This is a genomic window from Nocardia sp. NPDC003482, assembly GCF_053588115.1.
This window is the reverse complement of record NZ_JBSFPI010000017.1, coordinates 69,242-93,014: the sequence shown is the minus strand read 5'-3', so window position 1 is coordinate 93,014 and position 23,773 is coordinate 69,242. Positions and strand designations below refer to the sequence as shown.

Genomic DNA, 23,773 nt, shown 5'->3' with positions numbered 1-23,773 from the left:
ACCGTCGGGCCTCGGGGAACGGGATGCGGTCGATTCGAGTGATTTCATGGAGGTTTCGAACGCGCCGCCCACATCGAATGGTTCGAATCGTCACCCCGCCACACGCTGACAGTGACGCGGGACAGCCCCGCCGTCGCTGAACCGAGGAGTGGTGATGATTCTCGTGACCGGTGCCACCGGAACCGTCGGACGAGCTGTGGTCGAGCAATTGTGCGCGCGAAGCGTTCCCGTGCGCGCCACCACCCGACGACCCACGGCCGCTCACCTCCCCGACGCCGCCGAGGTTGTCCGCGTGGATCTCGACGAACCCGACACGTTGATCCCGGCGCTCACCGGAGTGGACCGCGTCTTCGCCGTCGCCGACGGCCCGCTCATCCCGCGCCACGACGCCGCGCTCGCGAAGGCGGCGAGCGCGGCGGGGGTCGCGCACATCGTGAAGCTGTCCTCCGGCCGGGTCGCCGACGAGACCGCCGACGACCCCATCCCGCGGTGGCATCGCGAGGGCGAGCGCGCGATCCGCGAGAGCGGACTCGCATGGACCATGTTGCGCCCCTTGGGTTTCATGTCCAACGCGCTGCACTGGGCGCACTCGATCCGCGAGCACGACACGGTCCGCGCGCCCTTCGGCCAGGGCCGTATCGCCGTCGTCGACCCCGCCGACATCGCCGCCGTGGCCGTGCGCGCGCTCACCGAACCCGGTCACGACGGCCGCGCGTACCTGCTCAGCGGACCCGAGGCGCTCACCCCCCAAGACCAGACCCGAATCCTCGGCGAGGTCCTCGGCCGCACCCTGCGCTATATCGAGACCACCCCCGCCGACGCCCGCGAGGCCCTACTCGCGGCCGGATTGTCCGTCGAGATGGCCGACGCGGTCATGGCCCTGCGCGCCGGCGCCCTCGAATCGTTCACCGCCCGAGTCGTTCCCACCGTCGAGGAGATCACCGGCCACCCACCCCACACCTTCGCCGACTGGGTCACCGCCCACCGAGCCGAATTCGCCTGATCGGCGCTCGGGCGGGGTGCGGTGCGCCGCGCAGGGATGATCAGCGCCCAGTGGGTTGCGGCGCGATGCGCAGGGGTGGCCAGCGCCGAGTGGGTCGCCGCGCGATGCGCAGGGGTGATCAGCGCCGGGTGGGTTGCGCGATGCGCAGGGGTGGCCAGCGCCAGGCGGGGTGCGGCGCGGTCAGGGTTGGAGTGGGGTGCGGCGGGGGACGATGCGGCGGTGGGTGATGCGCCAGCCGTCGGGGGTGCGGCGGACGATGTCCTCGTAGGTGACGCTGGCGACCGTGCCGCCCGCGCCGATGCCCAGGCCCTTGGAGTGGACCAGGGCGGCGTCGGCGTCCAGGGGGGAGACGACGATATTGGTGACGTGGTGGGCGAGGGGGTTGCCGTCGCCCAGTTCGATCGCCATGTCCCGCAACGCGTCTCGGCCGTGTACCACCTCACCGCCCAGTTCGGTCAGGTTGTACTCCACGTCCGCCACGAAGACCTCGCCCATTCGGTCGAAGTCCCCGGCGTCGCTCAGGTGACCGTGCAGTGCGAGCAGTTCGTGGATCGCCAGCCGGTCCGCAGTCGAGATCGCCATGGGCGTCAGTATCACTCGTCCGGCGTCCAGGCGGCTACCAGATTCAGCAGGCCGGGGAAGCGGGCCTCGAGATCGTCGATGCGCACCTGACTGCGTCGTTCCAGCCCGTACTGCCGCTGCCGCAGCACGCCCGCCTCGCGCAGGGCCCGGAAGTGATGTGTCAGTGAGGATTTCGGGCGCGGGATGCCGAACCAGCCGCACGGATGGTCGAAATCCTCGGCGTCGAGCAGCAGGGTGCGCACGATGCCCAGCCGCAACGGATCGCTCAGCGCGGCCAGCACCGTCTCCAGTCGGAGCGCGTCCGCCGCGGGTTCGGGCAGCGGGTCGGGGGTGCCGGGCGGTTCGGGGTGACGCGCCCAGGCGGCGCGGGTCGACGTGGCGGTCATGTCTCACACAGTACGAGATTTTCCGTACTGCTGCTACAGTTCGATTCCACTCGTACTGGTACGAGAAAATTCGTACAGACTGTGGAGGATCGGATGACCACTGTGACCTCGGCGCACCCGGATGCGCCCGCTTCCGTCCCGGCGAGCCGAATCTGGTTGGCGGCCTGGCCCGTTGTGGCCGTGTTCGTGCTCTCCAACGCGGCGACCCCGCTGTACCCGTTGTGGCGCGAGCGGCTGGGCTTCTCGTCGGGCACGCTGACGGTGATCTTCGCGGGATACATCGTGGGGCTGATCGCGGCGCTGCTGTCGGCGGGCGTGTTGTCGGATCGGATCGGGCGGCGGCCCGTGCTGCTTCCCGGAATCGCGCTGGCGCTGGTGGCGTGCGTACTGTTCGCGACGGCGAATTCGGTGCTGGCGCTGGGGATCGCGCGCGTGCTGACCGGTATCGCGGTCGGCGCGGCGGTGTCGGCGGGAATGGCGGCGGTCGCGGATGTGGCGGGCGAGCGGCGGTCCGGGCTGGCCGCCCTGGCCGCCTCGACGGCCATGGTGTGCGGCGCGGGTACGGGACCGCTACTGGCGGGGGTGCTGGCGCAGCTGGTGCCGGGGCCCACGGTGGTGGTGTTCGTGGTGGAGGCGGGGTTGCTGGTCTCGGCGGCCGCGGTCGTGTACTGGCTGCCGCTGCCCGCCGTGACGACGAAAGGCGTTGGCTGGGTTCGTATTCCGGGTGTGCCGCGGGCGAACCGCCGGGCTCTCGCCCTCGGTGTCGCGGTCTTCGCGCCCGGGATCACCGCCACGTCCTTCGTGCTCTCACTCGGCCCGTCGCTGCTGGTCGGCCTCCTCGGCACGAGCAATCGCATCATCGCCGGAGGGATGGCCTTCGCCATGTTCGCCGCCGCCACGGGAGCGCAGTTCCTCGCGCGCCCCTGGCCGACCCGGCGAGACCTGCTCCTGGGCGCGCTGGCGACCGTGGCCGCGATGGGCGCGCTGGCCCTCACGCTGACCACCCATCAGGCGGCCGGGCTGCTGATCGCCGCGATCCTGGCCGGAACAGGCCAGGGCCTGGGCCAATTCGGCGGCCTGACACTGCTGTTCACCGGCGTCCCCGACACCCGCCGCGCCGAGGCCAACGCCGCCCTCAATATCGGCGGCTACATCCCGGCCGCCGCCCTCCCCGTAACCGCCGGATACCTGGGCGACGCCATCGGAATAGCTTGGGGCGCAGGTATTTTCGCGATCGCCTTGGGCACGGTCGCCGCGCTGGCCGCGGGTTTCGTCGCGCGCGGATGAGGATCACACCGCGCGCCTCCTTGATCTATACCCTCAGGGGGTATACCTTCGCTCGGGTGCGTGGTGTGGGGCCGCGCGGTGAGAGGAGGCCGGGATGGACCCGATCGTGCATGCGCTCGCCTTGGCGGGGTCGATGACCTGGGAGATTCTGTGGGCGTTGATTCTGGGCTTCACGTTGTCGGCCGTGGTGCAGGCGGTGGTTCGCAAGTCGACGATCGTGCGGGTGTTGGGGGATGATCGGCCGCGCACGCTGGCGGTGGCGTCGGTGTTGGGGGCGGCCTCGTCGTCGTGCTCGTATGCGGCGGTGGCGCTGGCGCGGTCGCTGTTCCGCAAGGGCGCGAACTTCACCGCGGCCATGGCGTTCGAGATCGGGTCCACCAATCTCGTGGTCGAGTTGGGGATCATCCTGGCGCTGCTCATGGGATGGCAGTTCACCGCGGCCGAGTTCATCGGCGGGCCGATCATGATCGTGCTGGTGGCGGTGCTGTTCCGGATCTTCGTGCGGGCGCGGGTGGTGGACGCCGCGCGGGAGCAGGCCGATCGCGGGCTCGCCGGATCGATGGAAGGCCATGCGGCCATGGACATGTCGGTGACGGGGGAGGGGTCGTTCCTGCGGCGGCTGGCGTCCGGGCGCGGCTTCACGGCCGTCTCGCACGTGTTCGTGATGGAGTGGGCGGCGATCCTGCGCGATCTGGTGATCGGCCTGTTGATCGCGGGGGCCATCGGCGCGTGGGTGCCGAATACGTTCTGGCAGGGCTTCTTCCTGACCGATCATCCCGTGCTGTCGGCGGTGTGGGGGCCGCTCGTGGGTCCGGTGGTGGCGATCGCGGCGTTCGTCTGCTCGATCGGCAATGTGCCGCTGGCGGCGGTGCTGTGGAACGGCGGCATCAGCTTCGGCGGCGTGACCGCGTTCATCTTCGCCGACCTGCTGATCCTGCCGATTCTCAACATCTACCGCAAGTACTACGGAACCCGCATGATGCTGACCATCCTCGCCACCTTCTACGCCGCCATGGTCGTCGCGGGCTACGCGGTCGAAATCCTGTTCGGCGCAACACATCTCATCCCCGAGCAGCGCAACGCCATGGTCATGGAGGAGGGCATCCGCTGGAACTACACGACCTGGCTGAACATCGTGTTCCTCGCGCTGGCCGCGGTGCTGGTGGTGCGGTTCGTCCGCAGCGGCGGGGTGTCGATGCTGCGCATGATGGGCGGCGCGCCCGAGGCCGGGCACGAGCATCACCATTGAGGAAGGATCGAACCATGACGATCGATGGAACGGTGGAATCCGGATTCGAGGATGTGCGGAAGGTCTTCGCCGCCAACTTCGACGAGTACGGCGATGTCGGCGCGGCCGTGACGGTGTATCGGGACGGCCGCCCGGTGGTGGACCTGTGGGGCGGCGTCGCTGATCCGGACACCGGAAAGCCCTGGGCGCGCGACACGATGACGCTGGTCTACTCGGCCACCAAGGGCGTCACCGCCACGATCGCGCATCTGCTCGCCCAGCGCGGCCTCCTCGATCTCGACGCGCCCGTCGCCCGCTACTGGCCCGAGTTCGCGGCCGCGGGCAAGGGCGAGATCCCGGTGCGCTGGCTGCTCTCGCATCGCGCCGGACTGCCCACCCTGGACGAGCCGGTCCCGCTGGCCCAGGCGCTGGCGTGGGATCCGATGGTGCGCGCGCTGGAACGGCAACGGCCCGAATGGGAACCGGGCACCGCGCACGGCTATCACGGCCGCACGTTCGGCTGGCTCGTGGGCGAGGTGATCCGCCGGGTCGTGGGCCGCGGCGTCGGCACGGTCCTGGCCGAGGACATCGCGGGTCCGCTGGACGTCGACTTCCACATCGGCCTGCCCGATTCGGAACGGTCGCGGGTCGCGCGCTTGGTGTTCGCGCCCAAGCCGGACCTGTCCGCCGTCTCGCTCGACGAGATCCCCGAGCCGATGCGAGACATGGTGGCGGCCCTGCTCGATCCGGACTCGCTCACCAATCGCGCCTTCGCCGTGACCGATCCGGCCGATCCCGATTTCAACTCCCCCGAGGTGCGGGCCGCCGAGATCCCGTCGAGCAACGGCATCGGCACCGCCCGCGGACTGGCCCGGCTCTACGCCGCGCTCATCGGCCCGGTCGATGGCACGCGGCTGCTCACGCCGCAGACCCTCGCCGACGCGGTCCGCGAGCAGGCGTCGGGCATCGACCTCGTCCTGCGCCTGCCCGACCGCTACGCCTCCGGCTTCATGCTGCCGACCGAGACCTTCCCGCTCAGCGGACCGAACTCGTTCGGCCACGCCGGGCGCGGCGGCTCCCTGGCCTTCGCCGACCCCACCCGGGGTCTGTCCTTCGCCTACGTGACCAACCACATCGTCGAGGGCGCCCTCGACCCGCGCGCACCCGCGCTGGTGGACGCGGTGAATCGGGCCGTGGCGTAACGCGAGTCGACGGAATCACACGGTGAACGTCAGCCGCGCGGGCGCGAGGTAATCGTCCCGGTCGAGCAGCATCCGCAACTCCGGTCGCCGCTCGGCCGGAATGCGGGAAAGCTCCTCCCGCAACGGTTCTCGATACGCCGCACCGCGCGTCGTCATGATCGGAAACCAGTTGTCGTGGTGGCTCGGCGCGAAGACGGCCGGGCGCAGCGCCTCGATATAGCTGCGGGGATCGCGCAGCCCGTTGGTGTACTGATTGAAGCCCTGGACCGCCCCCAGGTGGAGATCGCTCGCGGGCAGCGAACGCAGCACCTCCAGCACCCGCGGCGCGCGATCCAATAGCGGGCCGGACGAATCGTGCCACGTCAAAGTGAAAGCGTCCGTACGGAATTGGTACAGCAGCGTCCCGCCCTCGGTATCGGCGAGGTGCCGCGCCAGATGCCCGACCTCCGCCCGCCCCGGACGATACGCGGCGATATCGCACGGACAGGGCCGCGGCCGCAGCGCCGTCGAACCGCGCGGGGTCCGGTCCTTGGCCGTGGGCGCGGAATGCAGATGACGAACCACCGTCACCGCGATCCCGTCGGCGAACTCCGGATCGAGGCGGTCCCCGGGCGCGGAGGCCGCCGAACCCAGCTCCACACAACACAATTCGGCATCGCCGACCCGCCGCCGCACCGCCGCGCAGTGCTCGGCCGTCCCGTACACCACCGCGCCGCTGGCCCGCGCGATCGGACCCGCGTCGGCCGCGTGATCGAAATGCCCGTGCCCCAGGAAGATCGCCGCCGGGCGCAGCGCCGCCACCTCCGCGGGCGTGGTGGGAACGTAGCCCGCGGTCAGCCCGCGCGGCACCCAGGCGTCGAGCAGGAACACCGTGCCGCCCAGGGCGACCGCGAAACTCGCGCACCCGAACCACGAGACCACCACCCGATCCGGGCGCACCCGCCCGGTATCGGGATCGACGACCTCGGTCCCGAAGAACCGCTGCCGCGCGGCGATCATCGGATCGGTCACAGCACCGCCTGGGTCTGGGTCACCTTCGCGACGAGTTTGTCGGCGTCGTCGCGGATCTCGGTCTCCACCACGATGAAACTGCGGCCGGTGTGCAGCGGGCGCGCGGTGGCGGTGGCGTGGCCCGAACGGACCGCGCGCAGGAAGTTGGTCTTCGACTCCACCGTCGTCGTCCCCTGTTTGCCCTCGGGCAGATTCAGGAAGGCGCACACCGCCGCGGTCGCGTCCGCCAAGGCCATGAGCGTCCCGCCGTGCAGCACACCGCCGAGCGTGCACAGGCTCTCGTCCCACGCGATCCGGCTGCGCACCACCTCCGGGCCGTGCTCGAGCACCTCGACGCCCAGCTTCTCGGTCAACGGCATGGTCGTGTGGAACAGCTTCGTGCCCTCGGAATCGATCATGGTGTCGAGTGTGGCCGACGGCGTGGGCCGAGTCGATTACCCCGCGGGTAATCAGCTGACCCGCGCCACCACCGCACGCGGCAGGCGCGGCAGCACCACGTCCAGCAGCCGCCACGGCCAGGCGGGCACGCAGGCGCGCACCGGCTCGCGTTCGATCGCGGCCACCATGGCCGCGACCCCCTTGTCCAGCGGGACCAGCAGTTTCGCGTCCCCGGCCGAGGCGGACAGGTCGGTCGCGATGAACCCGGGTTCCACGGTCGTCACCCGGATCGGCCCGCCGCGCAACTCCGTCGCCAAAGCGTCACCGAGCGCGGACAATCCGGCCTTGCTCGCCGAGTACGCGGCCTTCTTGCCGGGCAGCCCGCGCACCGCGCTCATCGAGGAGATGAGCACGAGATGCCCGCCGCGCTGCTCGCGGAAGATCTCGAGCGCCGCCTCCGCCTGCGCCAGGGCGCTGACGAAGTTGGTGGTCGCGGTGGCGATATTCGCGTCGGCGCGGCCCGTGCCCAGCCGCGCGCCCTTGCCGATTCCGGCATTGACGACGACCCGATCCAGACCGCCGAGCTCGTCGCGCAGGGCGGCGAACGCGGCCGGAATCGCGGCATGATCGTCGACGTCCAGAGCGCGCACCGCGACCGTGATTTCCGGATGCGCGGCGGTCAGCTCGTCGCGCAATTCCTCGAGCAACTCCACCCGCCGCGCGCACAACGCGAGATCGCGTCCCCGCGCGGCGAATTCACGGGCCATACCCGCGCCGAGTCCGGAGCTCGCCCCGGTGATGAGTATCCTGCGCCTGGTCATGGCACGACCCTAACGCCCGCCCCGGGGGTCAGGTCGTCAGGTCGTCGAATTCGCCCGCGCGGCAGCCGAGCAGCCAGGCCCGCCACTCGGCGGGCGTGAACACGAGGGCCGCCGCGTCGGGATGCCTGCTGTTGCGGACCGCCACGGAACCGTCGGCCAGCCGGGCGCATTCCACGCAGTTGCCGTCCGGCCCGCTGAAACTCGATTTGCGCCAACCCATATCGCTCATCGGTCTACCTCCAGCGATTGATCGACTTTCCACCATACCGGGCGGTTTTCGCCGATTGTGGCTCGTTCAGCGGATTCACAAGATCCGTTGCGATATTTCGTTGCGGCCGTGGCGCATTCGCGACAGAAAGGGGTCATGTCGCCGAAAATTCATCTGATCGATCGTTTGCGACCACGAATTCGCGGACGATTCAGTCCGCGTCCGGCACGCGGCGCGCCCCCGCCGAGGGCACCGCCACGAACGTGCGCGGGGCGTCGAAACCCCGCTCGCCGAAGCGGTCCGTGACGGCCGCCGCGATCGACTCGGTGCGGTCGGCGTCGGTCAGGGCGATGATGCTGCCGCCGAATCCGCCGCCCACCATGCGCGCCCCGTACGCCCCGGCCGCGAGCGCGGTGGCCACGGCGGTGTCCAGCTGTGGGGTGGAGATCTCGAAATCGTCGCGCAGCGAGGCGTGCCCGGCGGTGAGGACGGGTCCGATCGCACGCGGATCGCGGCCTTCCCGCAGGCGGGCCACCACATCGAGCACGCGGGCGTTCTCGGTGACGATGTGCCGGGCGCGGCGGCGCACCACCGGATCGTCGATGCGCTCGGTGTCGGCGACGTCGGCGACCTCGCGCAGCGACGCGACACCCAGTGCGGCCGCGGCCCGTTCGCACTCCCGGCGGCGGCGGGCGTAGCCGCCGTCGGCGAGCTGATGCGGAGTGTTGGTGTCGATCACGAGCAGTTCCAGCCCGGCGGCGGCGAGATCGAACGGCACCTGGGCGCGCTCGCCGGTGCGGAAGTCCAGGAACAGGGCGTGTCCGGCCCGGCACAGCACCGACGCCGACTGGTCCAGCGTTCCGGTCGCGGCGCCCACGTAGTCGTTCTCGGCGGCGCGGCCGATATCGATCAGATCGTCGTCGGAGACCGGCAGCTCGAACAGGTCGCGCAGCGCGACGGCCACCGAGCACTCCACCGCCGCCGAGGACGACAGGCCCGCGCCGACCGGCACCGAGCCGTCGAGATCCAGGACCACGCCGGGGATCCGATGCCCGCGCCGGACGTACTCGTGCACCACGCCCAGCGGATAGCGGGCCCAGCCCGCCACCTCGGCGTCCGCGAGGGCCGAAATGTCCTGGGCCACTTGCTCGTCGGGATGTTGACGCGAGGTGACGCGCACGAGGCCGTCCGAACCCGCGCGGGCCCGGCACGTCACCACCTGGGGCAGGGCGATGGGCAGCGCGTAGCCGCCGTTGTAGTCGGTGTGCTCGCCGATGATGTTCACCCGGCCCGGCGCGGCCCACACCCCCTGGTTCACCGCAGCTCCCGCAGTTCCGCCGCGACCGTCTCGGGCGTGGTGTCGCTGATGAACACCTGCATGCCCGACTCCGAACCGGCCAGGTACTTCAGCTTGTTCGCGGCCCGGCGCAGTGAGAACAGTTGCAGGTGCAGCCACCAATCCTCGCGTGGCGCACCGGATTTCGGGGTGGGCGCCTGATTCCACGCGGCGATGTAGGGCATGGGCGTGTCGAAGCGACGCGCGAAGCGGCGCAGCATGTCCAGGTAGAGGACGGCGAAGGCGTCCCGCTGGGCGTCGTCGAGATCGGGCAGGTCGGCGACCCGGCGATGCGGGAACAGCTGGACCTCGTAGGGCCAGCGGGCGAACGGCGGGACGAAGGCCGTCCACTCCTCGTTCGCGGCCACCACGCGCAGCCCGGCCTCGCGCTCCGCGGCGAGCAGATCGCCGAACAGGTTGCCGCCGTGGGCCTTCCGATGCGCGGCCAGATTCGCGGTGATCTTCGCGACGCGCGGGGTGACGAACGGGTAGGCGTAGATCTGGCCGTGCGGATGCGAGAGCGTCACGCCGATCTCCTCGCCGTGGTTCTCGAAGCAGAAAACCTGTGCGACGCCGTCGATCTCGGCCAGTTCCGCGCTGCGCTGGGCCCACACGTCCACGACCAGGCGAGCGCGCGCGTCGTCGAGCCGGGCGAAGGAACTGTCGTGGTCGCTGGTGAAGCACACGACCTCGCAGCGCCCGAAGCCGTCGCGCAGCGGCGTGAGCGGCGAGCCCTCGACCGTGCCGACCGCGGCGGGATCGGCCGCGGTGGACAACGACGGGAAGCGATTCTCGAAAACGACCACCTGGTAATCGGATTCGGGCACCTCGGTGGCGCGCTCCGGGGTCGACGGGCACAGCGGGCACAGATCGGCGGGCGGCAGAAAGGTGCGCGTCTGCCGATGCGAGGCGATCACCACCCACTCGCCCAGCAGGGGATCCAGCCGCGCCTGCGAATGCGTGGTGGTTCGCGGCAGGTCGCGGGTGTCGACGGCGGTGCGGGTCGTCGGCTCGGCGTCGAAGTACAGAATCTCCCTGCCGTCGGCGAGCCTGCGGCGCGTGATGATCACCGCGTCACAGTACCGCACCGATGTGAGCGCTCACATCAGCGTTCCCCGGAGGGGCGCCCTCGGGGCCGCCCCGGCTCCCGGAGTCCCGGGATCAGTACTCGCTGCCGAACAATCCGCCCGGTCCGTAGGAGCCCGTGTTCGGGGGCGGCGGAACCAGCGTCCACGTCCCGCAATTCGTCGTCGCGAAGCCCACGTCGGTGGGTTTGATCAGCACGCGCACCGGGGTGAGGTAGGTGAAGTTGCTGTCGAGGAACAACGAGTTGGGGTCGCGATGGTCGTCGGGGCCCGGGATCTCGCGCAACCGCCGCCAGAAGCAGCCGGTGTTCGGGTCGGGGCGCCCGGGGGTCTCGTAGATCCCGGGCTGGATGTCCACGCCCACGCGGTACACCCCGTCGGCGGGAATGGTGGTCGCCGGATCGGCGACCGCGGTCCCCGAACCCAGCATGGTGGCCGCGGCGGCCGCGGCCCCCGCGATGACGAACGTGCGTCCCTGCACGACGGTCCTCCTCGAACTCTGTTCCGGGCTTCGGTGGTCGGGCCCTCGGAAGGCCCCCGCGGCTTCCGGGACTCGGGTCTATCAGACCAGAGCGGACCGTTTGGTCGAAATCGGCGAAATTTGTGATCCGGGGGAAAATGCGTGGGATGGATGTCGTTCCGGGTCCGGGCCGCGATATCTCTGCATGAGAGTTCTCCGGCCCGTCACTCAGGACAACGACCCGTGCCGCGCGCGCTGTGCGCGCCTGTGCACCCACGAGGGTCTCGCGGCCGTGCTGGCCGCCGATCAGGGACTGCTGCATTGGCGCGCGGTCCGCCGGCTCGGCGATTCCGGACAGGCCGAACACGCCGTCCAGGAGACGCTGTTGCGCGCGTGGCGCAAGTGCGCGAGCTACGACCCCGACAAGGGCAGTGTGCGGACCTGGCTGCTGTCGATCGAACGCAATGTGCTCACCGACATCTGCCGCATGCGCGCGGTGCGGCCCTCGGAGACCAGCTGGGACGAACTCGTCGACGCCGAGAGCCGTTGGGCCGGACCGGATTTCGCCGACACGCTGGCGGACGGCCTGCTGGTCACCCAGTTGCTGGACGTGCTGCCCGCGGCGCAGCGGGACGCGGTCGTGCAGGTGATCATCAAGGATCGGGCGTATCAGGACGTGGCCGAGGATCTCGGAGTTCCGGTGGGGACGGTCAAGACTCGGGTGCACTACGCGTTGCGGTCGTTGCGGCGGTTGCCGATCGGCGCGTGAAATCGGCTGGGGGGCGGGCTGTTTCGGGCTTTCGCGGCGCGGGTGGCGTTCGATAGCCGACAATGTGCTGGTTGTGATGCCCGGATGCCTCGATCGGAGGCGGTGGGCGCGTGTCGTGGTCCGACGCGCGGGTTCGAGATCGGATTTTGCGGGTTCGACCGGCCGGATCGGCGGTCTGTGTGGCTCGCGATGTGGGTAACGGTTCAGTAACTGGTCTTGCTTGTGTGATACTGACGTGGTCAGAGTTAACCACTGGGTTTGGTGTTACTAGTGGGAAGGGAGGGGTGCGCCGTCGCGGCGTGCCGTCCGCACATGAAACAGCCAAGCGTCTTCGGTTCCGGTCTCTGCCTCGCCGTCGGAGCGACGGTCCTCGCCGCCGCGGTCCCCGCGCTCGCCCATGCCGGGCCGGCGCCACAGAATCCGCCGTCCGTCCTGTCCGCGCGGCTCGCGGGCAAGACGGTCTTCCTCGATCCGGGCCATCAAGGGTCCGAGCACGCCGAGAATCTGGATCGCCCGGTGAACGACGGCCGCGGCGGCACCAAGGCGTGTCAGACCACCGGCATGACCACCCTGCACGGCGTGCCCGAGCACACCATCACCTGGAACGTCGCGCAGATGGTCCGGCAATCGCTCGAGGCGCTCGGCGCGCGGGTCGTGCTGAGCCGCCAGGACGATTCCGGGTGGGGCGGGTGCGTCGACGAACGCGCCGCCGCCGCCAATGCCTCCGGCGCCGATCTCGCCATGAGCATCCACGCCGACGGGGCCCCCGCCTCCGATCGTGGCTTCCACCTCATCGTCCCGCAGCTGCCGATCCCCGACCCGGAGGCCGATCGGGTCCAGTCCTCCACCGGCCTCGCCGCCACCCGGACCATGCGCGCGGCCTACCTGCACGCCGGATTCCCGACCGCGAATTACGCCGGGGCCGTGGACGGTCTACAGACCCGCGCCGACATCGCGGGCCCCGCGCTCACGCACGTGCCCGAGGTCTTCCTCGAGATGGGCAACGGCGCCAACCCCGACGACGCGCAACTCCTCGAATCGCCCGAGGGCCGCCTCCAGCACGCCGTCGCCATCACCACCGGCCTGGTGAGCTACCTGCTGAACATCCCGGTGGACTCCATCTCCGCGCCGTCCCCCCAGGCGGCCGCCAGCGTCCAGCCCGACGCCCCGCACGATTCGCGAGATTGGTTGCGCACCAAGCCCGATGGCTCCCCGGTCACGCCCGGGACACGGCCCGCTCCGAGTGGACAGCCGAGTCCGAGCACACAGTCGCCGGGAGCGCAGGGCTCGGTCGGGGCCCCGGCTCAACCCGCCCCGAAGACTCCCGGTGCGGAACAGGTTGTGCCCGGCGCTCCGCAGGCATCCGGTGCGGGACAGGTTGCGCCCGGGGCGCAGTCGGGCGGCGTGCAGGGGTCGGAAATACCTGCCGCTCCGCAGGCTTCCGGCACGGAACAAGTTGCGCCCCGGGGAGATTCGGGTACGCAGCCGTCTCAGGAGACGCCCCCCTCGGGGACTCCGGCCTCTCCGGGAGCACCTGCCGGTCCGCAGTCGCGTCCGGGTGAGCAGGGCTCGGCCGGAGGCCAATCGCAAACGGCCCCTGAGGGTCGGGCCCCCGGCCAGAGCGTGCCCGGTGGGCAGCCGGGAACACAGCCGTCTCATGGCACGCCTCCGTCCGGGATGATGAGCGCCCCGGGACCGCAACCATCGCCCGGGCACTCCGGCACCGATGCGCGGCCGCAGCCGGGAGAGCAGGCGCAATCGAGTGAGCAAGTGCGGCCCGGTGTTTCACCGCAGCCGGGGGCGCAGGCTCAACCCGGAGTCCAACAGTCGGGCTCGCAGCCGCAGCCTGGGATTCAACAGCCCGGGGTTCAGCCGCAACCGGGGACGCAGCAGCTCGGGGCTCAACAGCCGGGAGCTCAGCCGCAACCAGGTGCTCAGCAGTCCGGGGCGCAGCCGCAACAGGGGACTCAGCAGCTTGGGGCTCAGCCGCAGCTGGGGGCCCAACAGCCGGGAGCTCAGCCACAACCTGGGACTCAGCAGTCTGGGGTTCAGTCGCAGCTGGGGGCCCAGCAGGCTGGTGCGCAGCCGCAACCGGGGGCTCAGCAGCTCGGGGCTCTGCCGCAGGCGGGGGCTCAACAGCCGGGGGCGCAGCCGCAGCCCGGGATTCAGCAGCCAGGGGCGCAGCCGCAGCCTGGGGTTCAGCAGTCTGGGGCTCAGCCGCAGTCGGGGGCTCAACAGCCGGGGGCGCAGCCGCAGCCTGGGACCCAGCAGCCGGGCACGCAGCCGCAGGCGGTTCGGCCTTCTGGGGCGCCGTCCAATCCGGGGACCCAGCAGCCTGGGGTTCAGGCTCAGCCAGGGACTCAGGCTCCCGGGGCGCAGTCGCAGCCTGGGCAGGGGCAGGCCGGGGCCGGGGATCAGGTGGGGCCGTTGGTTACGGCGGCGTTGGGGTTGTTGGCGCCGTTGGCCAAGGCGTTGGGGGTGGGGGACGGGACCGTGGATTCGGAGTTGGTCAATCTCGCCTACAGTTTGGTGGCGACGCTCATCAGTCCGTGGGTGAAGTAGGGCGGTAAGGTTGCTCGGATGGGTCGGGGTATTCCTGTACTGATCGTGGCCGGGTTCCTCGGGGCCGGGAAGACGACGTTGCTGAACCACCTGCTGCGCGGGCGGGATGCGCGGATCGGGGTGGTGGTCAACGACTTCGGGGCCGTGAACATCGACGCGATGTTGGTGGCCGGACAGGTCGACGCCATGGTGTCGCTGGGCAACGGGTGCGTGTGCTGCGCGGTCGATGTGGACCAGCTGGACGAGATGTTCGAGCGACTCGCGCAGCCGCGCAACCGGATCGACCTGATCGTGGTGGAGGCCAGCGGACTCGCCGAGCCGCGCAATCTGATTCGCATGGTGGTCGGCAGCGACAATCCGCGCATTCACTACGGCGGCCTGCTCGAGGTGGTCGACGCCGAGCATTTCGACGACAGCCGCGCCCGGCATCCGGAGCTGGCGACGCATCTGCGCCTGGCCGACCTCGTGGTGCTCAACAAGGCCGACCGCGTCCCGGCCGAGCGGCTCGACCGACTGCGCGGCGAGATCGCGGAACTCGTCGCCCCCGCGCCGGTGTACGCCACCACACGCGGCCGGATCGATCCGCACCTGCTGTTCGACGTTCCCGAACGCCCGGAGCCCACCGTCGCCGAACAACTCAGCCTCGACGCACTGCTCACCGAACCCGACCATCCCGACCACGACCACCACCACCTGCACGACGGCTACGACACCGTAACCTTCAGCAGCGCAACGCCTCTCGACCCCCGCCGCCTCGTCGCCCTGTTGGAGAACCCGCCCTCGGGCCTGTTCCGGGCGAAGGGCCACGCCGACTTCGCCGTCGAGGGCGAACAGCGCCGCTTCCTCTTCCACGTCGTCGGCCGCCACATCGTCTTCGAACCCGACCCCGCCGCCCGCGGCGGCACCGACATCGTCCTCATCGGTTCCGGCCTCGACGCGCACGCGGCGACCGCCCGCCTGCGCGACACCGTCCACCCCGATCCCGAGCCCCTGGACGCCCGGACCCTGCTCGGCGTGTGGCATCACGTCCCGCGCGAGCTGAGCGACGCCCTCGCCTACGCCGACGTGCCCGAGTGATCCCGCCCGCCGTGACATCGGCGAAACAGCCCGGCAACACCGCGCTTCTACCGTGACCTCAGATTGGTCTCTTGTTCACCGGAGGTGCGCCGTGCAGTTGCGCGAGATGTTGGCCGAGCCGCTGGGCCTGCGGCTGCTGCACGGTGAGCACGCGCTCGATCGGCGCGTCGACCGTGCCTGCGTCACCGATATGCCCGACCCGGCCCCGTTCGTCACCCCCGGCGCGCTGGTCTGCACCGGCCTGGTGTGGCGCCGCGGCCCCCGCGACAGCGACCCCTACATCGGCCTGCTCGCCGAGGCGGGGGCGGCGGCGATCGCGGCCGGGCGGACGCTGCACGGCCACGTCCCCGACGATGTGATCACCGCCTGCCGCGCGCACGGCCTGCCCCTGCTGGAGGCCCCGCGGTCGCTGCCGTTCAGCCGCATCATCGAACACCTCGCCGCCCGCCGGGCCGAAACTCGTTTGCGCCGTGTCGAATCCGGCTTCGCCCGCCAGCGTCGCCTGCTCGCCGCGGTCGCCGACGGCGGCGACGCCCGCCACCTGCTCACCGAATTCGCCACGGACCGAACGGCTTCCGCGTGGCTGCTGACCGCCACGGGTGCGCTCGTCGCGGGCACCGCCCCGCTCGCCGACACCGAGATCGACACCCTGATCGCCGCGGCCGCCGCCGCGCCCCGGCTGCCCCTCACCACGTCCGGCGGCTACACGATCCATTCCGTCGGCAGTCGCCTGGGCGATCGAATCACATTGTGGTACTTGGTGGTTCGCGCCGAGACCGACACCGAGGATATCGGCTCCGATCTCGCCCCCATCGCCGAACTGTACCGAATGCGCCATCGTGAACGCCTCCGGCTCCGCTGGGAACTGAGCGACCACACGATCCCGGACGCGGACGCCGCGGTCGCCGTCGTGGCCGATACGACCGCCCCGCGACGAGTCGAGGACCGGGAAATCCCGCCCGAATCCGACCGGCCGCGGCTCGCCCCGGAGGAACTCCGCGTACTCGTGCACGACATCCTGCCCGGCGCGACCACCGAGGTGGACCGGTACGGGCGCGTGGTGGCCTGGACCACGGGATCCGAACGGGACGTCGCGACCCGGCTGACTCGGCACCTGAACCGACTGCGCCCGGCCGTGCGCGGATTCACCCTGCGCGTCGGCGTCAGCGCCGCCCGCCCCGGCGAATCGCCCTCCGGTGCGGTGGCTTCCGCGGCCGCCGCGGCCTCGACCCTCGGGGACGCCGCGGTGATCGTGCGGATCGCCGAGGTGGATTCGGCGGTCGGCCTGCTCACCGCCGTACCGGACGACCTGCAACGCCGTTTCGCCGCCCGGGTGCTCGGCCCGCTCCTCGAGTACGACCGTCGTACGGGAACCGGACTGCTGCGCACCCTCGAGGTCTTCCTCGACTGCGCCGGATCGTGGCGTACCGCCGCGGATCGAATGCACCTGCACCTCAACACGATTCGCTACCGGATCGGCCGGGTGGAGGAGCTCACCGGACGCGATCTGGGGCGGCTCGACGACCGGCTCGACCTGTATCTGGCCGTGCGGGCGTACGGCGCTCAGACCGCACCCGTGTAGGGGTCCCAGGCGATCCCGGCGTCGGGCGCGTCCTCGCGCAGCACGCTCGCCTGGATGAGGCCGTACGGGCGGTCGTCGGCGTGGAACACCTCGTTGGCGTTGTCGATGCCGAACCGGCCCAGATCGTAGGAGAAGTGATGTTTGTTCGGGGCCGACAGCCGGATCTCGGCCAGACACGGATACGCCTCGAGGGCGGCGCGGCCCATCTCGAACAGGGTCTGCTGCAACGCCTTCGAGTGCAGGACCGCGAACCGTTCCACCAGCACCGCCCGGATGCCCGCGTACGCGGCATCCCAATCGTCCGGGGCGGCGGCGAAGCGCCAGCGCACGTCCAGACTGGTCGCCAGCACCCGATCCGTGGTCGGCTCCAGCACGGTGAACGGATCGGTCAGGAAGCCGCCGAACTCCGAACCCGTCGATTTCAGGATCACCAGATCCTTGACCCCGCCGATCACCCACTCCCGGCGGTCGGACGCGCGGCCCGCCACGGTGATCGCCGCGACCCGCACCTCGGGTCCGGTACGGGTCCAGGTGTGTTCGTGCGGGCGGCCCTCGACGAGCACCCGCTCCCAGGCGTACTCCTCGATCTCGATTCGGGCCGACCGCACGGGCGCGATGTCGTCGACGAAGTGCCGGGCCAGTGCCAGCCCGTAGTCCTCGACGCTGCCCGCGCCGTGGGTCTTGGCGTAGGTGTAGACGGTCTGCTTCTGCGAATCGGTGGGCAGCACGGCGCCCTGATCGCCGGACACGTGCGCGGCGTCGAAATCGCCGTGCAGACAGGTGGATACGTTCAGATCGCGGATCTCGTGTCGGTCGGTGTCCCGATAGACGCGCACCACGCGGTTCTCGGCCTTGCCGTACCGGTTCGGGCCGAGGACGATCTTGCCGGACATAGCGGTCATGCCCTCACTCTGGCGCACCGCGCCCGCGCCCGGTCCTGTACTTCGCACAAATCCGTACCCCGCCCGCACCCGGCTTTCTGGCCGCGCGCACGAGCCGGACCGCGCGGCGGCGGCTCTACCGTTGGATTCTCGTCATCCGGCGTCCGCCGGAGCTACCCGTCACGGAGTCACCCATGACCACACCGCAATCCGTCGACACCCGGTTGCCGCTCGGGCAGCTCGCGCTGTTCGGGGTTCAGCACGTGCTCATCATGTACACCGGCTGCGTCACGGTACCGCTGGTCTTCGGCGCGGCGGCCGGACTGGACCGGGCCACCATCGGGCTGCTCATCAGCGCCGATCTGCTGGTCGCCGGGGTGATCACGGTCGTGCAGAGCCTCGGGGTCGGGCGTGTGCTCGGCGCGCGGCTGCCCATCGTGTGCGGCGCGACATTCGTGGCGCTCACCCCGATGATCCTCATCGCCCAGCAATACGGCCTGCCCGCGGTGTACGGCTCGATGCTGATCGGGGGCCTGGTCGGGCTGGCGCTGGCGTGGCCGTTCGCGATGATCGTGCGCTACTTCCCGCCGCTGGTCTCGGGCACGGTGCTGACCGTCGTCGGCGTCTCGCTGATCGGCGTGGCGGGCGGGCTGATCGTGGGCAGCGATCCGAAGGCCGACTCGTTCGGCGCGCCCGCGCGGCTCGCGCTGGCCGCGGTGGTGCTGGTGATCGCGACCGTGCTGACGTGCCTGGGCCGGGGCGTGTGGTCGCGGCTCGGGGTGTTGATCGCGCTGATAGCCGGTGTGGCGCTGGCGATTCCGCTGGGGCTGCTGCATCTGGACGGCGTCTCGGCCGCGGCGTGGTTCGGGCTGCCGCGGCCGTTCCGCTTCGGCGCGCCGGAGTTCCCGCTCGCGGGCGTGGTGACGATGAGCGTCGTCGTGGCCGTGGTGTTCGCCGAATCGACCGCGAGCCTGCTCGCGGTGAGCGAGATCACCGGAAAACGCCTGAGCCGCAACGACATCGCCTGCGGGCTGGCCGGGGACGGGCTGTCGGCAGTGCTGGCCGGGGTGTTCGGCTCGTTCGTGGACACCGTGTTCAACCAGAACGTCGGCGCGGTCGCCACCACCCGCGTGCACAGCCGCTATGTGACCGCGGTGAGCGGCGCGATTCTCGTTGCGCTGGGCCTGGTTCCGCGCCTCGGCGCGGTGGTGGCCGCGGTGCCGGGGCCGGTGGTGGGCGGGGTGGGGCTGGTGCTGTTCGCGACCATCACCGTCGTCGGCGTCGACACCCTGCGCCGGGCCGATCTGACCGACCGGGTGAACTTCACCATCGCCGCGGTGTCGATCGGCGTGGGGCTTATCCCGGTGCTGACCAAGGACATGTTCACGAAATTCCCTTCCTCGGCGCAGATCCTGCTGAACAGTGGAATCACCCTGGCCGCCGTCACGTCGTTCGCGCTCAACCTCGTGTTCAACCACACCCGCGTCGGCGCGATCGCGCGCCGGGACGCCATCGTCCGCCCGACCGCCGCGGGAGATACCCCTGACGCCGTCACCGCGTGAGCCGTTCGACGTGCCCCGTCGTCGACCTGGGGGCGGTTCGGCGTGCTCGCGGGTCGGTTTCTCGACGGGTCGTCCGGGTGAGGCCGTCGCGGGGATCAGAGCGCGTGGATCTCGGGCAGCAGCTCGGCCAGATCCGCCAGACTCTCGGCGGTCCACGGGACCGTCGGGGCGAGCATGGCGTGGTCGAAGCCGAGTTCGGCCAGTTCGTGGACGCGGTCGCGGAAGCGGTCCACCCGCTCGGGGTCGTAGCGCATGCCCACGGTCTTCTCGATCTCGGCGTAGTCGCGGCCCAGATCCGCGCAGTGTTTGCGCAGCACGTCGAGCTTGTGGGCGACGTCGTTGCCGAGGCCGATCTCGGGCATGTCCGAGATATTGCAGGCGTCGGCGTAGCGGGCGACCATTCGCAGCGTCTTGCGTTCGCCGCCGCCCGCGACCAGGATCGGCGGGTGCGGGCGCTGAATCGAGTTGGGCGAGTTGAGGGTTCGCATCAGCGTGTAATGCCTTCCCTCGTAGACGCTCTCGTCCTCGCTCCACATCAGCTCGGCGATCCGCAACGTCTCCTCCAGCCGTTCGAACCGCTCGCCGAGGCGCGGGAACGGGATGCCCAGCCCCTCTGCCTCCCATCGCGTTCCCGGTCCCATGGGTTCCGGATCGATGTGCGCGCCCGCGCCGATGCCGAAATACATTCGGCCGCCGCTGAATACGTCCAGCGAGGTGACCTGTTTGAGCAGGACGCCCGGATGCCGGTAGGCCACCGAGGTGACCAGGGTGCCGAGCCGGACGCGGCGCGTGTGCGCGGCCAGAAAGCCCAGTGTCGCATAGGCTTCCGGCAACGGTGACTCCGGCGGCCGCCCGGACAGGTAGATCTGGAAGAAGTGGTCCATCACCCACAGGCTGTCGAAGCCCGCGTCGTCGGCCCGACCGGCGAGGTCGGCCAGGAGCGGACCGAGCCGCTCGGTGGGGACGTCCCAGGAGAAATCGGAGAAGGCAAGACCCAGCTTCATCGCGCACACCCTTAAGTTGTTAGCCGGACAATGACACTATCGTGAGCCGACTAACGAATTCAATACCCTACGCTGAGTCCACCATGACCGACCAGCCCGAGGCCGAATTCCAGAACGCGTTCTGGGCGGCCAAACACGCGATGATGAACGCCGCCGCCACCGCCTACGCCCAGCACGGCGTCTACGAGGGACAGCAGTTCATCCTGCGCTGCCTGTGGGCCGAGGACGGGCTCACGCCGGGCGAGGTCGCCAAACGGCTGAATCTGTCGACGCCGACGGTCACCCGCGCGACCACGCGCATGGAGACTGCGGGACTGCTCCGCCGCGAACCGCACGCCACCGATCGGCGGCTCGTGCGCCTGCGTCTCACCGAGCGGGGGCGCGAGCTCGAGCACGCCATCGAGGCGGAGAGCGAACGGCTGGTCGCCCGCGCGCTGGCGACCCTAAATCCCGGCGAACGCGCGTTCCTGGTGGCGAGCCTGCGGGCGATCGAACGCAACCTCACCCGCGAGGAATAGCGTTCAGCCGCAGGCGTTCACCCATTCCGACATGCCGTCGGCGAAGCGCTGTCGCTTCCAGATCGGCACCTCGTGTTTGATGCGGTCGACGAGTTCGGCGCAGGTGCCGAATGCCTCGGCGCGATGCGGCGCGGCGACGGCCACCGTCACGGCCAGGTCGCCGACGCCGAGGGCGCCGATCCGGTGCACGGCCGCGACGGGCAGATTCGCGGCGGCGGCGACCTCGGCGCAGATCGTGTGCAGGAAGCGGTCGGCCTGCGGGTGCGCGGAGTACTCCAGCGCCGAAACCGCCTGTCCGCCATCGTGATCGCGCACCTTGCCGGTGAACACCACGACCGCGCCGTACTCGGGTCCGCTCACCGCCGCCTCGACCGCGTCCGGGTCCAGCGGGGTGTCCACGATCGCGGTGAGCCGCACCAGCTCACTCATGTCCGCCTCCTCCGGCGACCTGCGCCAGCAGATGATCCAACAGGGGTTCCAGCACCGCCATCCCGTCGCGCACGCCACCGGGGGAGCCGGGCAGATTCACCACGACGGTGCGTCCGGCCAGCCCCGCGACGCCGCGGCTGAGAGCGGCCAGGGGGAACGTCGCGGTGCCGCGCGCCCGGATCGCGTCCGCCACCCCCGGCAGTTCCCGGTCGAGGACGGCCCGGGTCGCCTCGGGAGTCGCGTCGGTCGGGGAGGCCCCGGTGCCGCCGGTAGTGACGAGCAGCCCCGGCGCGCCGGTGAGCGCGTCGGCGAGCCCGGCGGCGATATCGGCGTCGGCGTACACGAGGGGGCCGCGCACCGAAAAACCTTGCGCGGCCAGCCATTCCGCGAGAACGGGGCCGGTCTTGTCGACCCGCGTTCCGGCCGCGACGCCGGTCGAGGCGACGAGGACGGCCGCCGTGCGGGAGCCTTCGGCGCGCGGGGGGTGGGCGTGCGTGGTGCCGGTCCCGTGCGCGGGGTGGGCGCCCTTCATGCCGGTCCCTTCGGCGGGCGCGAGGTGGGTGCCCTTAGCGTCGGACCCTTCGGCGGGCGCGTCGTGGTTCGTCGCGCGGGAGCCTGCGCTGTTCGCGTCTCGAGCCGCCCGGTGCGCGACATTCGCCGCCCCGACCGGGGCGGGCTGGGAATCTTCCTGGGCGGCAGGTGTTTTCGGGCGCTCCCAGTGGCCGTGTTTGCCGCCGTCCTTGGTGACTAGCCGGATGTCGGTGAGGACGGCGGCGGGGTCGACGGCCTTGACCATGTCGTGCAGGGTGAGGCCCGCGACGGCGACGGCGGTGAGGGCCTCCATCTCGACGCCGGTGGGGCCCTTGGTCTTCGCGGTGGCCTCGATGGTGATGGCGTCGGCGGTGAAGGCGAATTCGACGCGGACCGAGGACAGGGCCAGCTGGTGGCAGAGGGGGATGAGTTCGGAGGTCTTCTTCGCGCCCGCGATCCCGGCGATGCGGGCGGTGGCGAGGACGTCGGCCTTGGGCATGTCGTCCGCGCGGACGAGCGCGATCACCTCGGGGGTGGTGCGCAGCGCGCCCGCCGCGACCGCCACGCGCGTGGTGTCGGCCTTGGCGCTCACGTCCACCATGCGGGCGCGGCCCTCGGAATCCAGATGCGACAGCTCGCTCATAGCTCCCACACTGTCACAAGCGATCCGGCCGCCAGCTCGGTGACCTCCTCGGGCACGTCGATCAGGACGTCGGCCTGGGCCATGGTCGCCACCAGGTGCGAACCCGGTCCCGAGGCCAGCGCCACCCCGTCGATCTCCATGCGCCCGCGCAGATACTGGCGGCGGCCCGCCGGGGAGCGCGCCGAATCCAGCAGCGGCACCTCGCATTTCGGAACGGGCGGCAGCCCCGACAGCTCGCGCAGGACGGGACGGGCGAACACCTCGAACGACACCACGGTGCTCACCGGATTGCCGGGGAAGCTCAGCACCGGCACGCCGTCGACGACCGTGACGCCCTGCGGCCCGCCGGGTTGCACCGCCACCGTGCCGAAATCGCCTCCGCGCGTGGACAATACGTCCTTGACCACCTCGAAGTCGCCCTTGGACACCCCGCCGGAGGTGAAGACCACATCCGCGACCTCGGTGGCGCGGCCCAGTTTGTTCTGGAACTCGCCCGCGTCGTCGCGGCTGTGCTCGACCGAGACCACCTCCACGCCGTTGACGGCCAGCGCGGACGCCAGCGCGATCCCGTTGGAGTTGTAGATCTGGCCGGGCCGCAACGACGCGCCCGCCGAGACGAGTTCGTCGCCGGTGGTGAGCACCGCCGCGCGCACCCGCCGGAAGACCGGCAGCCGCGCCAGGCCCACGGCCGCGAGCGCCGCGACGTGCCGGGGCGCGACGAGCGTCCCCGCCGGCACCAGCAGATCGCCGGCCCGCGCGTCGGTACCCGCCTCGCGCACGAAATCCCCTGCGCGACGGCCCTTTTCGATGATCACCTCGGAGCCGTCGACGCGGGTGTCCTCCACCGGCACCACACAGTCGGCGCCCGGCGGGATCGGCGCACCCGTCATCACCTTCATCGCCGCGCCCGGCGGTAGCGGTGTCTGCCCGGTCTGCCCGGCGGCCACCACCCCGGCCAGCGGCAGCGTCACGGGCGTGACGGCCACCGACTCCGCCCGCACCGCGTACCCGTCCATCCCGGAATTGCGGAACACCGGCAGATCCAGCGGCGACCGCACGTCCCGCGCCAGCACCCGACCCAGCACCTCGGTCATCGACACCTCCGCGACATCGCGCAGGGCGAGCGGACGCAGCAGTTGCTCGACGTGCTCGCGGTGCTCGTCGACCGAGCGCGCCGAGGTCGTGGGCCGGATCGTCATGAGGTCAGAGTAGTCATCCCGGACCGGAC

At 70.8% G+C, this 23,773-nt stretch carries 25 protein-coding genes and 1 pseudogene; 11 read left to right on the top strand and 15 right to left on the bottom strand.

The window, feature by feature from the left end; translation table 11 throughout:
* Nucleotides 1-154: 154 nt before the first annotated feature.
* Entirely contained in the window at nucleotides 155-1,003 is an 849-nt protein-coding gene (locus tag ACWDSJ_RS25480) for an NAD(P)H-binding protein (protein ID WP_450034751.1), read from the top strand.
* Nucleotides 1,004-1,183: 180 nt separating this feature from the next.
* Here the strand turns inward: ACWDSJ_RS25480 and ACWDSJ_RS25475 are convergent, their stop codons facing one another.
* Together ACWDSJ_RS25475 and ACWDSJ_RS25470 are read right to left on the bottom strand one after the other, a co-directional pair.
* On the bottom strand, nucleotides 1,184-1,585 hold the full coding sequence (locus ACWDSJ_RS25475) for a nuclear transport factor 2 family protein (RefSeq protein WP_450034749.1): 402 nt from the start codon (nucleotides 1,583-1,585) through the stop codon (nucleotides 1,184-1,186).
* Nucleotides 1,586-1,596: 11 nt separating this feature from the next.
* Complete coding sequence (locus ACWDSJ_RS25470) at nucleotides 1,597-1,971, bottom strand: ArsR/SmtB family transcription factor (protein ID WP_387369820.1); 375 nt, start codon at nucleotides 1,969-1,971, stop codon at nucleotides 1,597-1,599.
* 93 nt (nucleotides 1,972-2,064) lie between these two features.
* Between ACWDSJ_RS25470 and ACWDSJ_RS25465 the strand changes: the two genes are divergently transcribed.
* The 3 genes from ACWDSJ_RS25465 (at nucleotide 2,065) to ACWDSJ_RS25455 (ending at nucleotide 5,688) form a co-directional block, all read left to right on the top strand.
* Nucleotides 2,065-3,258 carry an MFS transporter gene (locus tag ACWDSJ_RS25465; RefSeq protein WP_450034746.1) on the top strand — a complete coding sequence of 398 codons (1,194 nt, stop codon included), beginning with the start codon at nucleotides 2,065-2,067 and terminating at the stop codon, nucleotides 3,256-3,258.
* 94 nt (nucleotides 3,259-3,352) lie between these two features.
* On the top strand, nucleotides 3,353-4,507 hold the full coding sequence (locus tag ACWDSJ_RS25460) for a permease (RefSeq protein WP_450034744.1): 1,155 nt from the start codon (nucleotides 3,353-3,355) through the stop codon (nucleotides 4,505-4,507).
* A gap of 14 nt (nucleotides 4,508-4,521) precedes the next feature.
* A complete protein-coding gene (locus ACWDSJ_RS25455) occupies nucleotides 4,522-5,688 on the top strand; it encodes a serine hydrolase domain-containing protein (protein ID WP_450034742.1) in 1,167 nt (388 codons plus the stop codon).
* Between the two features lie 15 nt (nucleotides 5,689-5,703).
* Here ACWDSJ_RS25455 and ACWDSJ_RS25450 read toward each other — a convergent pair whose 3' ends face one another.
* The 7 genes from ACWDSJ_RS25450 to ACWDSJ_RS25420 all read right to left on the bottom strand — a co-directional run bounded on the left by ACWDSJ_RS25450 (nucleotide 5,704) and on the right by ACWDSJ_RS25420 (nucleotide 11,008).
* Nucleotides 5,704-6,699, bottom strand: a complete 996-nt coding sequence (locus ACWDSJ_RS25450) for an MBL fold metallo-hydrolase (protein ID WP_450034741.1) — start codon at nucleotides 6,697-6,699, stop codon at nucleotides 5,704-5,706.
* Nucleotides 6,696-7,097 carry a PaaI family thioesterase gene (locus tag ACWDSJ_RS25445; RefSeq protein WP_450034739.1) on the bottom strand — a complete coding sequence of 134 codons (402 nt, stop codon included), beginning with the start codon at nucleotides 7,095-7,097 and terminating at the stop codon, nucleotides 6,696-6,698. Before ACWDSJ_RS25445 ends, ACWDSJ_RS25450 begins: the two co-directional genes overlap by 4 nt.
* A gap of 51 nt (nucleotides 7,098-7,148) precedes the next feature.
* A complete protein-coding gene (locus ACWDSJ_RS25440; protein WP_450034737.1) occupies nucleotides 7,149-7,898 on the bottom strand; it encodes an SDR family oxidoreductase in 750 nt (249 codons plus the stop codon).
* A 28-nt stretch (nucleotides 7,899-7,926) separates the two neighbouring features.
* Nucleotides 7,927-8,127, bottom strand: coding sequence for a DUF397 domain-containing protein (locus ACWDSJ_RS25435; protein WP_387369834.1), 201 nt, complete (start codon nucleotides 8,125-8,127; stop codon nucleotides 7,927-7,929).
* 190 nt (nucleotides 8,128-8,317) lie between these two features.
* The gene (gene galK, locus ACWDSJ_RS25430) at nucleotides 8,318-9,424 is read right to left on the bottom strand and encodes a galactokinase (protein ID WP_450034735.1); all 1,107 of its coding nucleotides are present in this window, start codon (nucleotides 9,422-9,424) and stop codon (nucleotides 8,318-8,320) included.
* Nucleotides 9,421-10,512 (bottom strand): galactose-1-phosphate uridylyltransferase, encoded by a 1,092-nt coding sequence (gene galT / locus ACWDSJ_RS25425; RefSeq protein WP_450034733.1) that lies wholly within the window; start codon nucleotides 10,510-10,512, stop codon nucleotides 9,421-9,423. The genes galK and galT overlap by 4 nt, the downstream gene beginning before the upstream one ends.
* Nucleotides 10,513-10,603: 91 nt before the next feature.
* The gene (locus ACWDSJ_RS25420) at nucleotides 10,604-11,008 is read right to left on the bottom strand and encodes a hypothetical protein (RefSeq protein WP_450034732.1); all 405 of its coding nucleotides are present in this window, start codon (nucleotides 11,006-11,008) and stop codon (nucleotides 10,604-10,606) included.
* A 184-nt stretch (nucleotides 11,009-11,192) separates the two neighbouring features.
* Here ACWDSJ_RS25420 and ACWDSJ_RS25415 point away from each other — a divergent pair, with 184 nt between their 5' ends.
* Both ACWDSJ_RS25415 and ACWDSJ_RS25410 read left to right on the top strand, forming a co-directional pair.
* A complete protein-coding gene (locus ACWDSJ_RS25415; RefSeq protein WP_387369842.1) occupies nucleotides 11,193-11,756 on the top strand; it encodes a sigma-70 family RNA polymerase sigma factor in 564 nt (187 codons plus the stop codon).
* A gap of 312 nt (nucleotides 11,757-12,068) precedes the next feature.
* Nucleotides 12,069-12,782, top strand: a pseudogene (locus tag ACWDSJ_RS25410) (N-acetylmuramoyl-L-alanine amidase); the annotation flags it as partial.
* A gap of 759 nt (nucleotides 12,783-13,541) precedes the next feature.
* Here the strand turns inward: ACWDSJ_RS25410 and ACWDSJ_RS25405 are convergent.
* Complete coding sequence (locus ACWDSJ_RS25405; RefSeq protein WP_450034908.1) at nucleotides 13,542-13,991, bottom strand: hypothetical protein; 450 nt, start codon at nucleotides 13,989-13,991, stop codon at nucleotides 13,542-13,544.
* 192 nt (nucleotides 13,992-14,183) lie between these two features.
* On the opposite strand from ACWDSJ_RS25405, the gene ACWDSJ_RS25400 reads away from it, so the two are divergent.
* The 3 genes from ACWDSJ_RS25400 to ACWDSJ_RS25390 all read left to right on the top strand — a co-directional run bounded on the left by ACWDSJ_RS25400 (nucleotide 14,184) and on the right by ACWDSJ_RS25390 (nucleotide 16,977).
* A complete protein-coding gene (locus ACWDSJ_RS25400; RefSeq protein WP_450034906.1) occupies nucleotides 14,184-14,318 on the top strand; it encodes a hypothetical protein in 135 nt (44 codons plus the stop codon).
* A gap of 18 nt (nucleotides 14,319-14,336) precedes the next feature.
* The gene (locus ACWDSJ_RS25395; RefSeq protein WP_450034730.1) at nucleotides 14,337-15,395 is read left to right on the top strand and encodes a CobW family GTP-binding protein; all 1,059 of its coding nucleotides are present in this window, start codon (nucleotides 14,337-14,339) and stop codon (nucleotides 15,393-15,395) included.
* Between the two features lie 91 nt (nucleotides 15,396-15,486).
* Nucleotides 15,487-16,977: a helix-turn-helix domain-containing protein gene (locus ACWDSJ_RS25390; protein WP_450034728.1), complete on the top strand. Its 1,491-nt coding sequence runs from the start codon at nucleotides 15,487-15,489 to the stop codon at nucleotides 16,975-16,977.
* On the opposite strand, the gene pucL is transcribed toward ACWDSJ_RS25390, so the two are convergent.
* A complete protein-coding gene (gene pucL / locus ACWDSJ_RS25385) occupies nucleotides 16,959-17,879 on the bottom strand; it encodes a factor-independent urate hydroxylase (RefSeq protein WP_450034726.1) in 921 nt (306 codons plus the stop codon). The two genes, ACWDSJ_RS25390 and pucL, sit on opposite strands and share 19 nt — an antisense overlap.
* A 173-nt stretch (nucleotides 17,880-18,052) precedes the next feature.
* On the opposite strand from pucL, the gene ACWDSJ_RS25380 reads away from it, so the two are divergent.
* The gene (locus ACWDSJ_RS25380) at nucleotides 18,053-19,420 is read left to right on the top strand and encodes a nucleobase:cation symporter-2 family protein (protein WP_450034725.1); all 1,368 of its coding nucleotides are present in this window, start codon (nucleotides 18,053-18,055) and stop codon (nucleotides 19,418-19,420) included.
* A 95-nt stretch (nucleotides 19,421-19,515) separates the two neighbouring features.
* On the opposite strand, the gene ACWDSJ_RS25375 is transcribed toward ACWDSJ_RS25380, so the two are convergent.
* On the bottom strand, nucleotides 19,516-20,424 hold the full coding sequence (locus ACWDSJ_RS25375; protein ID WP_450034723.1) for an LLM class F420-dependent oxidoreductase: 909 nt from the start codon (nucleotides 20,422-20,424) through the stop codon (nucleotides 19,516-19,518).
* An 83-nt stretch (nucleotides 20,425-20,507) separates the two neighbouring features.
* Here ACWDSJ_RS25375 and ACWDSJ_RS25370 point away from each other — a divergent pair, with 83 nt between their 5' ends.
* Nucleotides 20,508-20,942, top strand: a complete 435-nt coding sequence (locus ACWDSJ_RS25370) for a MarR family winged helix-turn-helix transcriptional regulator (RefSeq protein ID WP_450034722.1) — start codon at nucleotides 20,508-20,510, stop codon at nucleotides 20,940-20,942.
* A 3-nt stretch (nucleotides 20,943-20,945) separates the two neighbouring features.
* Here the strand turns inward: ACWDSJ_RS25370 and ACWDSJ_RS25365 are convergent, their stop codons facing one another.
* Genes ACWDSJ_RS25365 through ACWDSJ_RS25355 form a run of 3 tightly spaced genes read right to left on the bottom strand, consistent with a single transcriptional unit; the run spans nucleotide 20,946 to nucleotide 23,744 of the window.
* On the bottom strand, nucleotides 20,946-21,371 hold the full coding sequence (locus ACWDSJ_RS25365) for a molybdenum cofactor biosynthesis protein MoaE (protein WP_450034721.1): 426 nt from the start codon (nucleotides 21,369-21,371) through the stop codon (nucleotides 20,946-20,948).
* The gene (gene moaCB, locus ACWDSJ_RS25360; protein ID WP_450034720.1) at nucleotides 21,364-22,545 is read right to left on the bottom strand and encodes a bifunctional molybdenum cofactor biosynthesis protein MoaC/MoaB; all 1,182 of its coding nucleotides are present in this window, start codon (nucleotides 22,543-22,545) and stop codon (nucleotides 21,364-21,366) included. The genes ACWDSJ_RS25365 and moaCB overlap by 8 nt, the downstream gene beginning before the upstream one ends.
* Entirely contained in the window at nucleotides 22,542-23,744 is a 1,203-nt protein-coding gene (locus ACWDSJ_RS25355) for a molybdopterin molybdotransferase MoeA (RefSeq protein WP_450034718.1), read from the bottom strand. Before ACWDSJ_RS25355 ends, moaCB begins: the two co-directional genes overlap by 4 nt.
* Nucleotides 23,745-23,773: the final 29 nt, after the last annotated feature.

Coding starts and splice junctions, on each gene's coding strand:
- ACWDSJ_RS25480 (WP_450034751.1), top strand. CDS start 155: ATGATTCTCGTGACCGGTGCCACCGGAACCGTCGGACGAGCTGTGGTC.
- ACWDSJ_RS25475 (WP_450034749.1), bottom strand. CDS start 1,585: ATGGCGATCTCGACTGCGGACCGGCTGGCGATCCACGAACTGCTCGCA.
- ACWDSJ_RS25470 (WP_387369820.1), bottom strand. CDS start 1,971: ATGACCGCCACGTCGACCCGCGCCGCCTGGGCGCGTCACCCCGAACCG.
- ACWDSJ_RS25465 (WP_450034746.1), top strand. CDS start 2,065: ATGACCACTGTGACCTCGGCGCACCCGGATGCGCCCGCTTCCGTCCCG.
- ACWDSJ_RS25460 (WP_450034744.1), top strand. CDS start 3,353: ATGGACCCGATCGTGCATGCGCTCGCCTTGGCGGGGTCGATGACCTGG.
- ACWDSJ_RS25455 (WP_450034742.1), top strand. CDS start 4,522: ATGACGATCGATGGAACGGTGGAATCCGGATTCGAGGATGTGCGGAAG.
- ACWDSJ_RS25445 (WP_450034739.1), bottom strand. CDS start 7,097: ATGATCGATTCCGAGGGCACGAAGCTGTTCCACACGACCATGCCGTTG.
- ACWDSJ_RS25440 (WP_450034737.1), bottom strand. CDS start 7,898: ATGACCAGGCGCAGGATACTCATCACCGGGGCGAGCTCCGGACTCGGC.
- ACWDSJ_RS25435 (WP_387369834.1), bottom strand. CDS start 8,127: ATGAGCGATATGGGTTGGCGCAAATCGAGTTTCAGCGGGCCGGACGGC.
- ACWDSJ_RS25415 (WP_387369842.1), top strand. CDS start 11,193: ATGAGAGTTCTCCGGCCCGTCACTCAGGACAACGACCCGTGCCGCGCG.
- ACWDSJ_RS25395 (WP_450034730.1), top strand. CDS start 14,337: ATGGGTCGGGGTATTCCTGTACTGATCGTGGCCGGGTTCCTCGGGGCC.
- pucL (WP_450034726.1), bottom strand. CDS start 17,879: ATGACCGCTATGTCCGGCAAGATCGTCCTCGGCCCGAACCGGTACGGC.
- ACWDSJ_RS25380 (WP_450034725.1), top strand. CDS start 18,053: ATGACCACACCGCAATCCGTCGACACCCGGTTGCCGCTCGGGCAGCTC.
- ACWDSJ_RS25375 (WP_450034723.1), bottom strand. CDS start 20,424: ATGAAGCTGGGTCTTGCCTTCTCCGATTTCTCCTGGGACGTCCCCACC.
- ACWDSJ_RS25370 (WP_450034722.1), top strand. CDS start 20,508: ATGACCGACCAGCCCGAGGCCGAATTCCAGAACGCGTTCTGGGCGGCC.
- ACWDSJ_RS25365 (WP_450034721.1), bottom strand. CDS start 21,371: ATGAGTGAGCTGGTGCGGCTCACCGCGATCGTGGACACCCCGCTGGAC.
- moaCB (WP_450034720.1), bottom strand. CDS start 22,545: ATGAGCGAGCTGTCGCATCTGGATTCCGAGGGCCGCGCCCGCATGGTG.
- ACWDSJ_RS25355 (WP_450034718.1), bottom strand. CDS start 23,744: ATGACGATCCGGCCCACGACCTCGGCGCGCTCGGTCGACGAGCACCGC.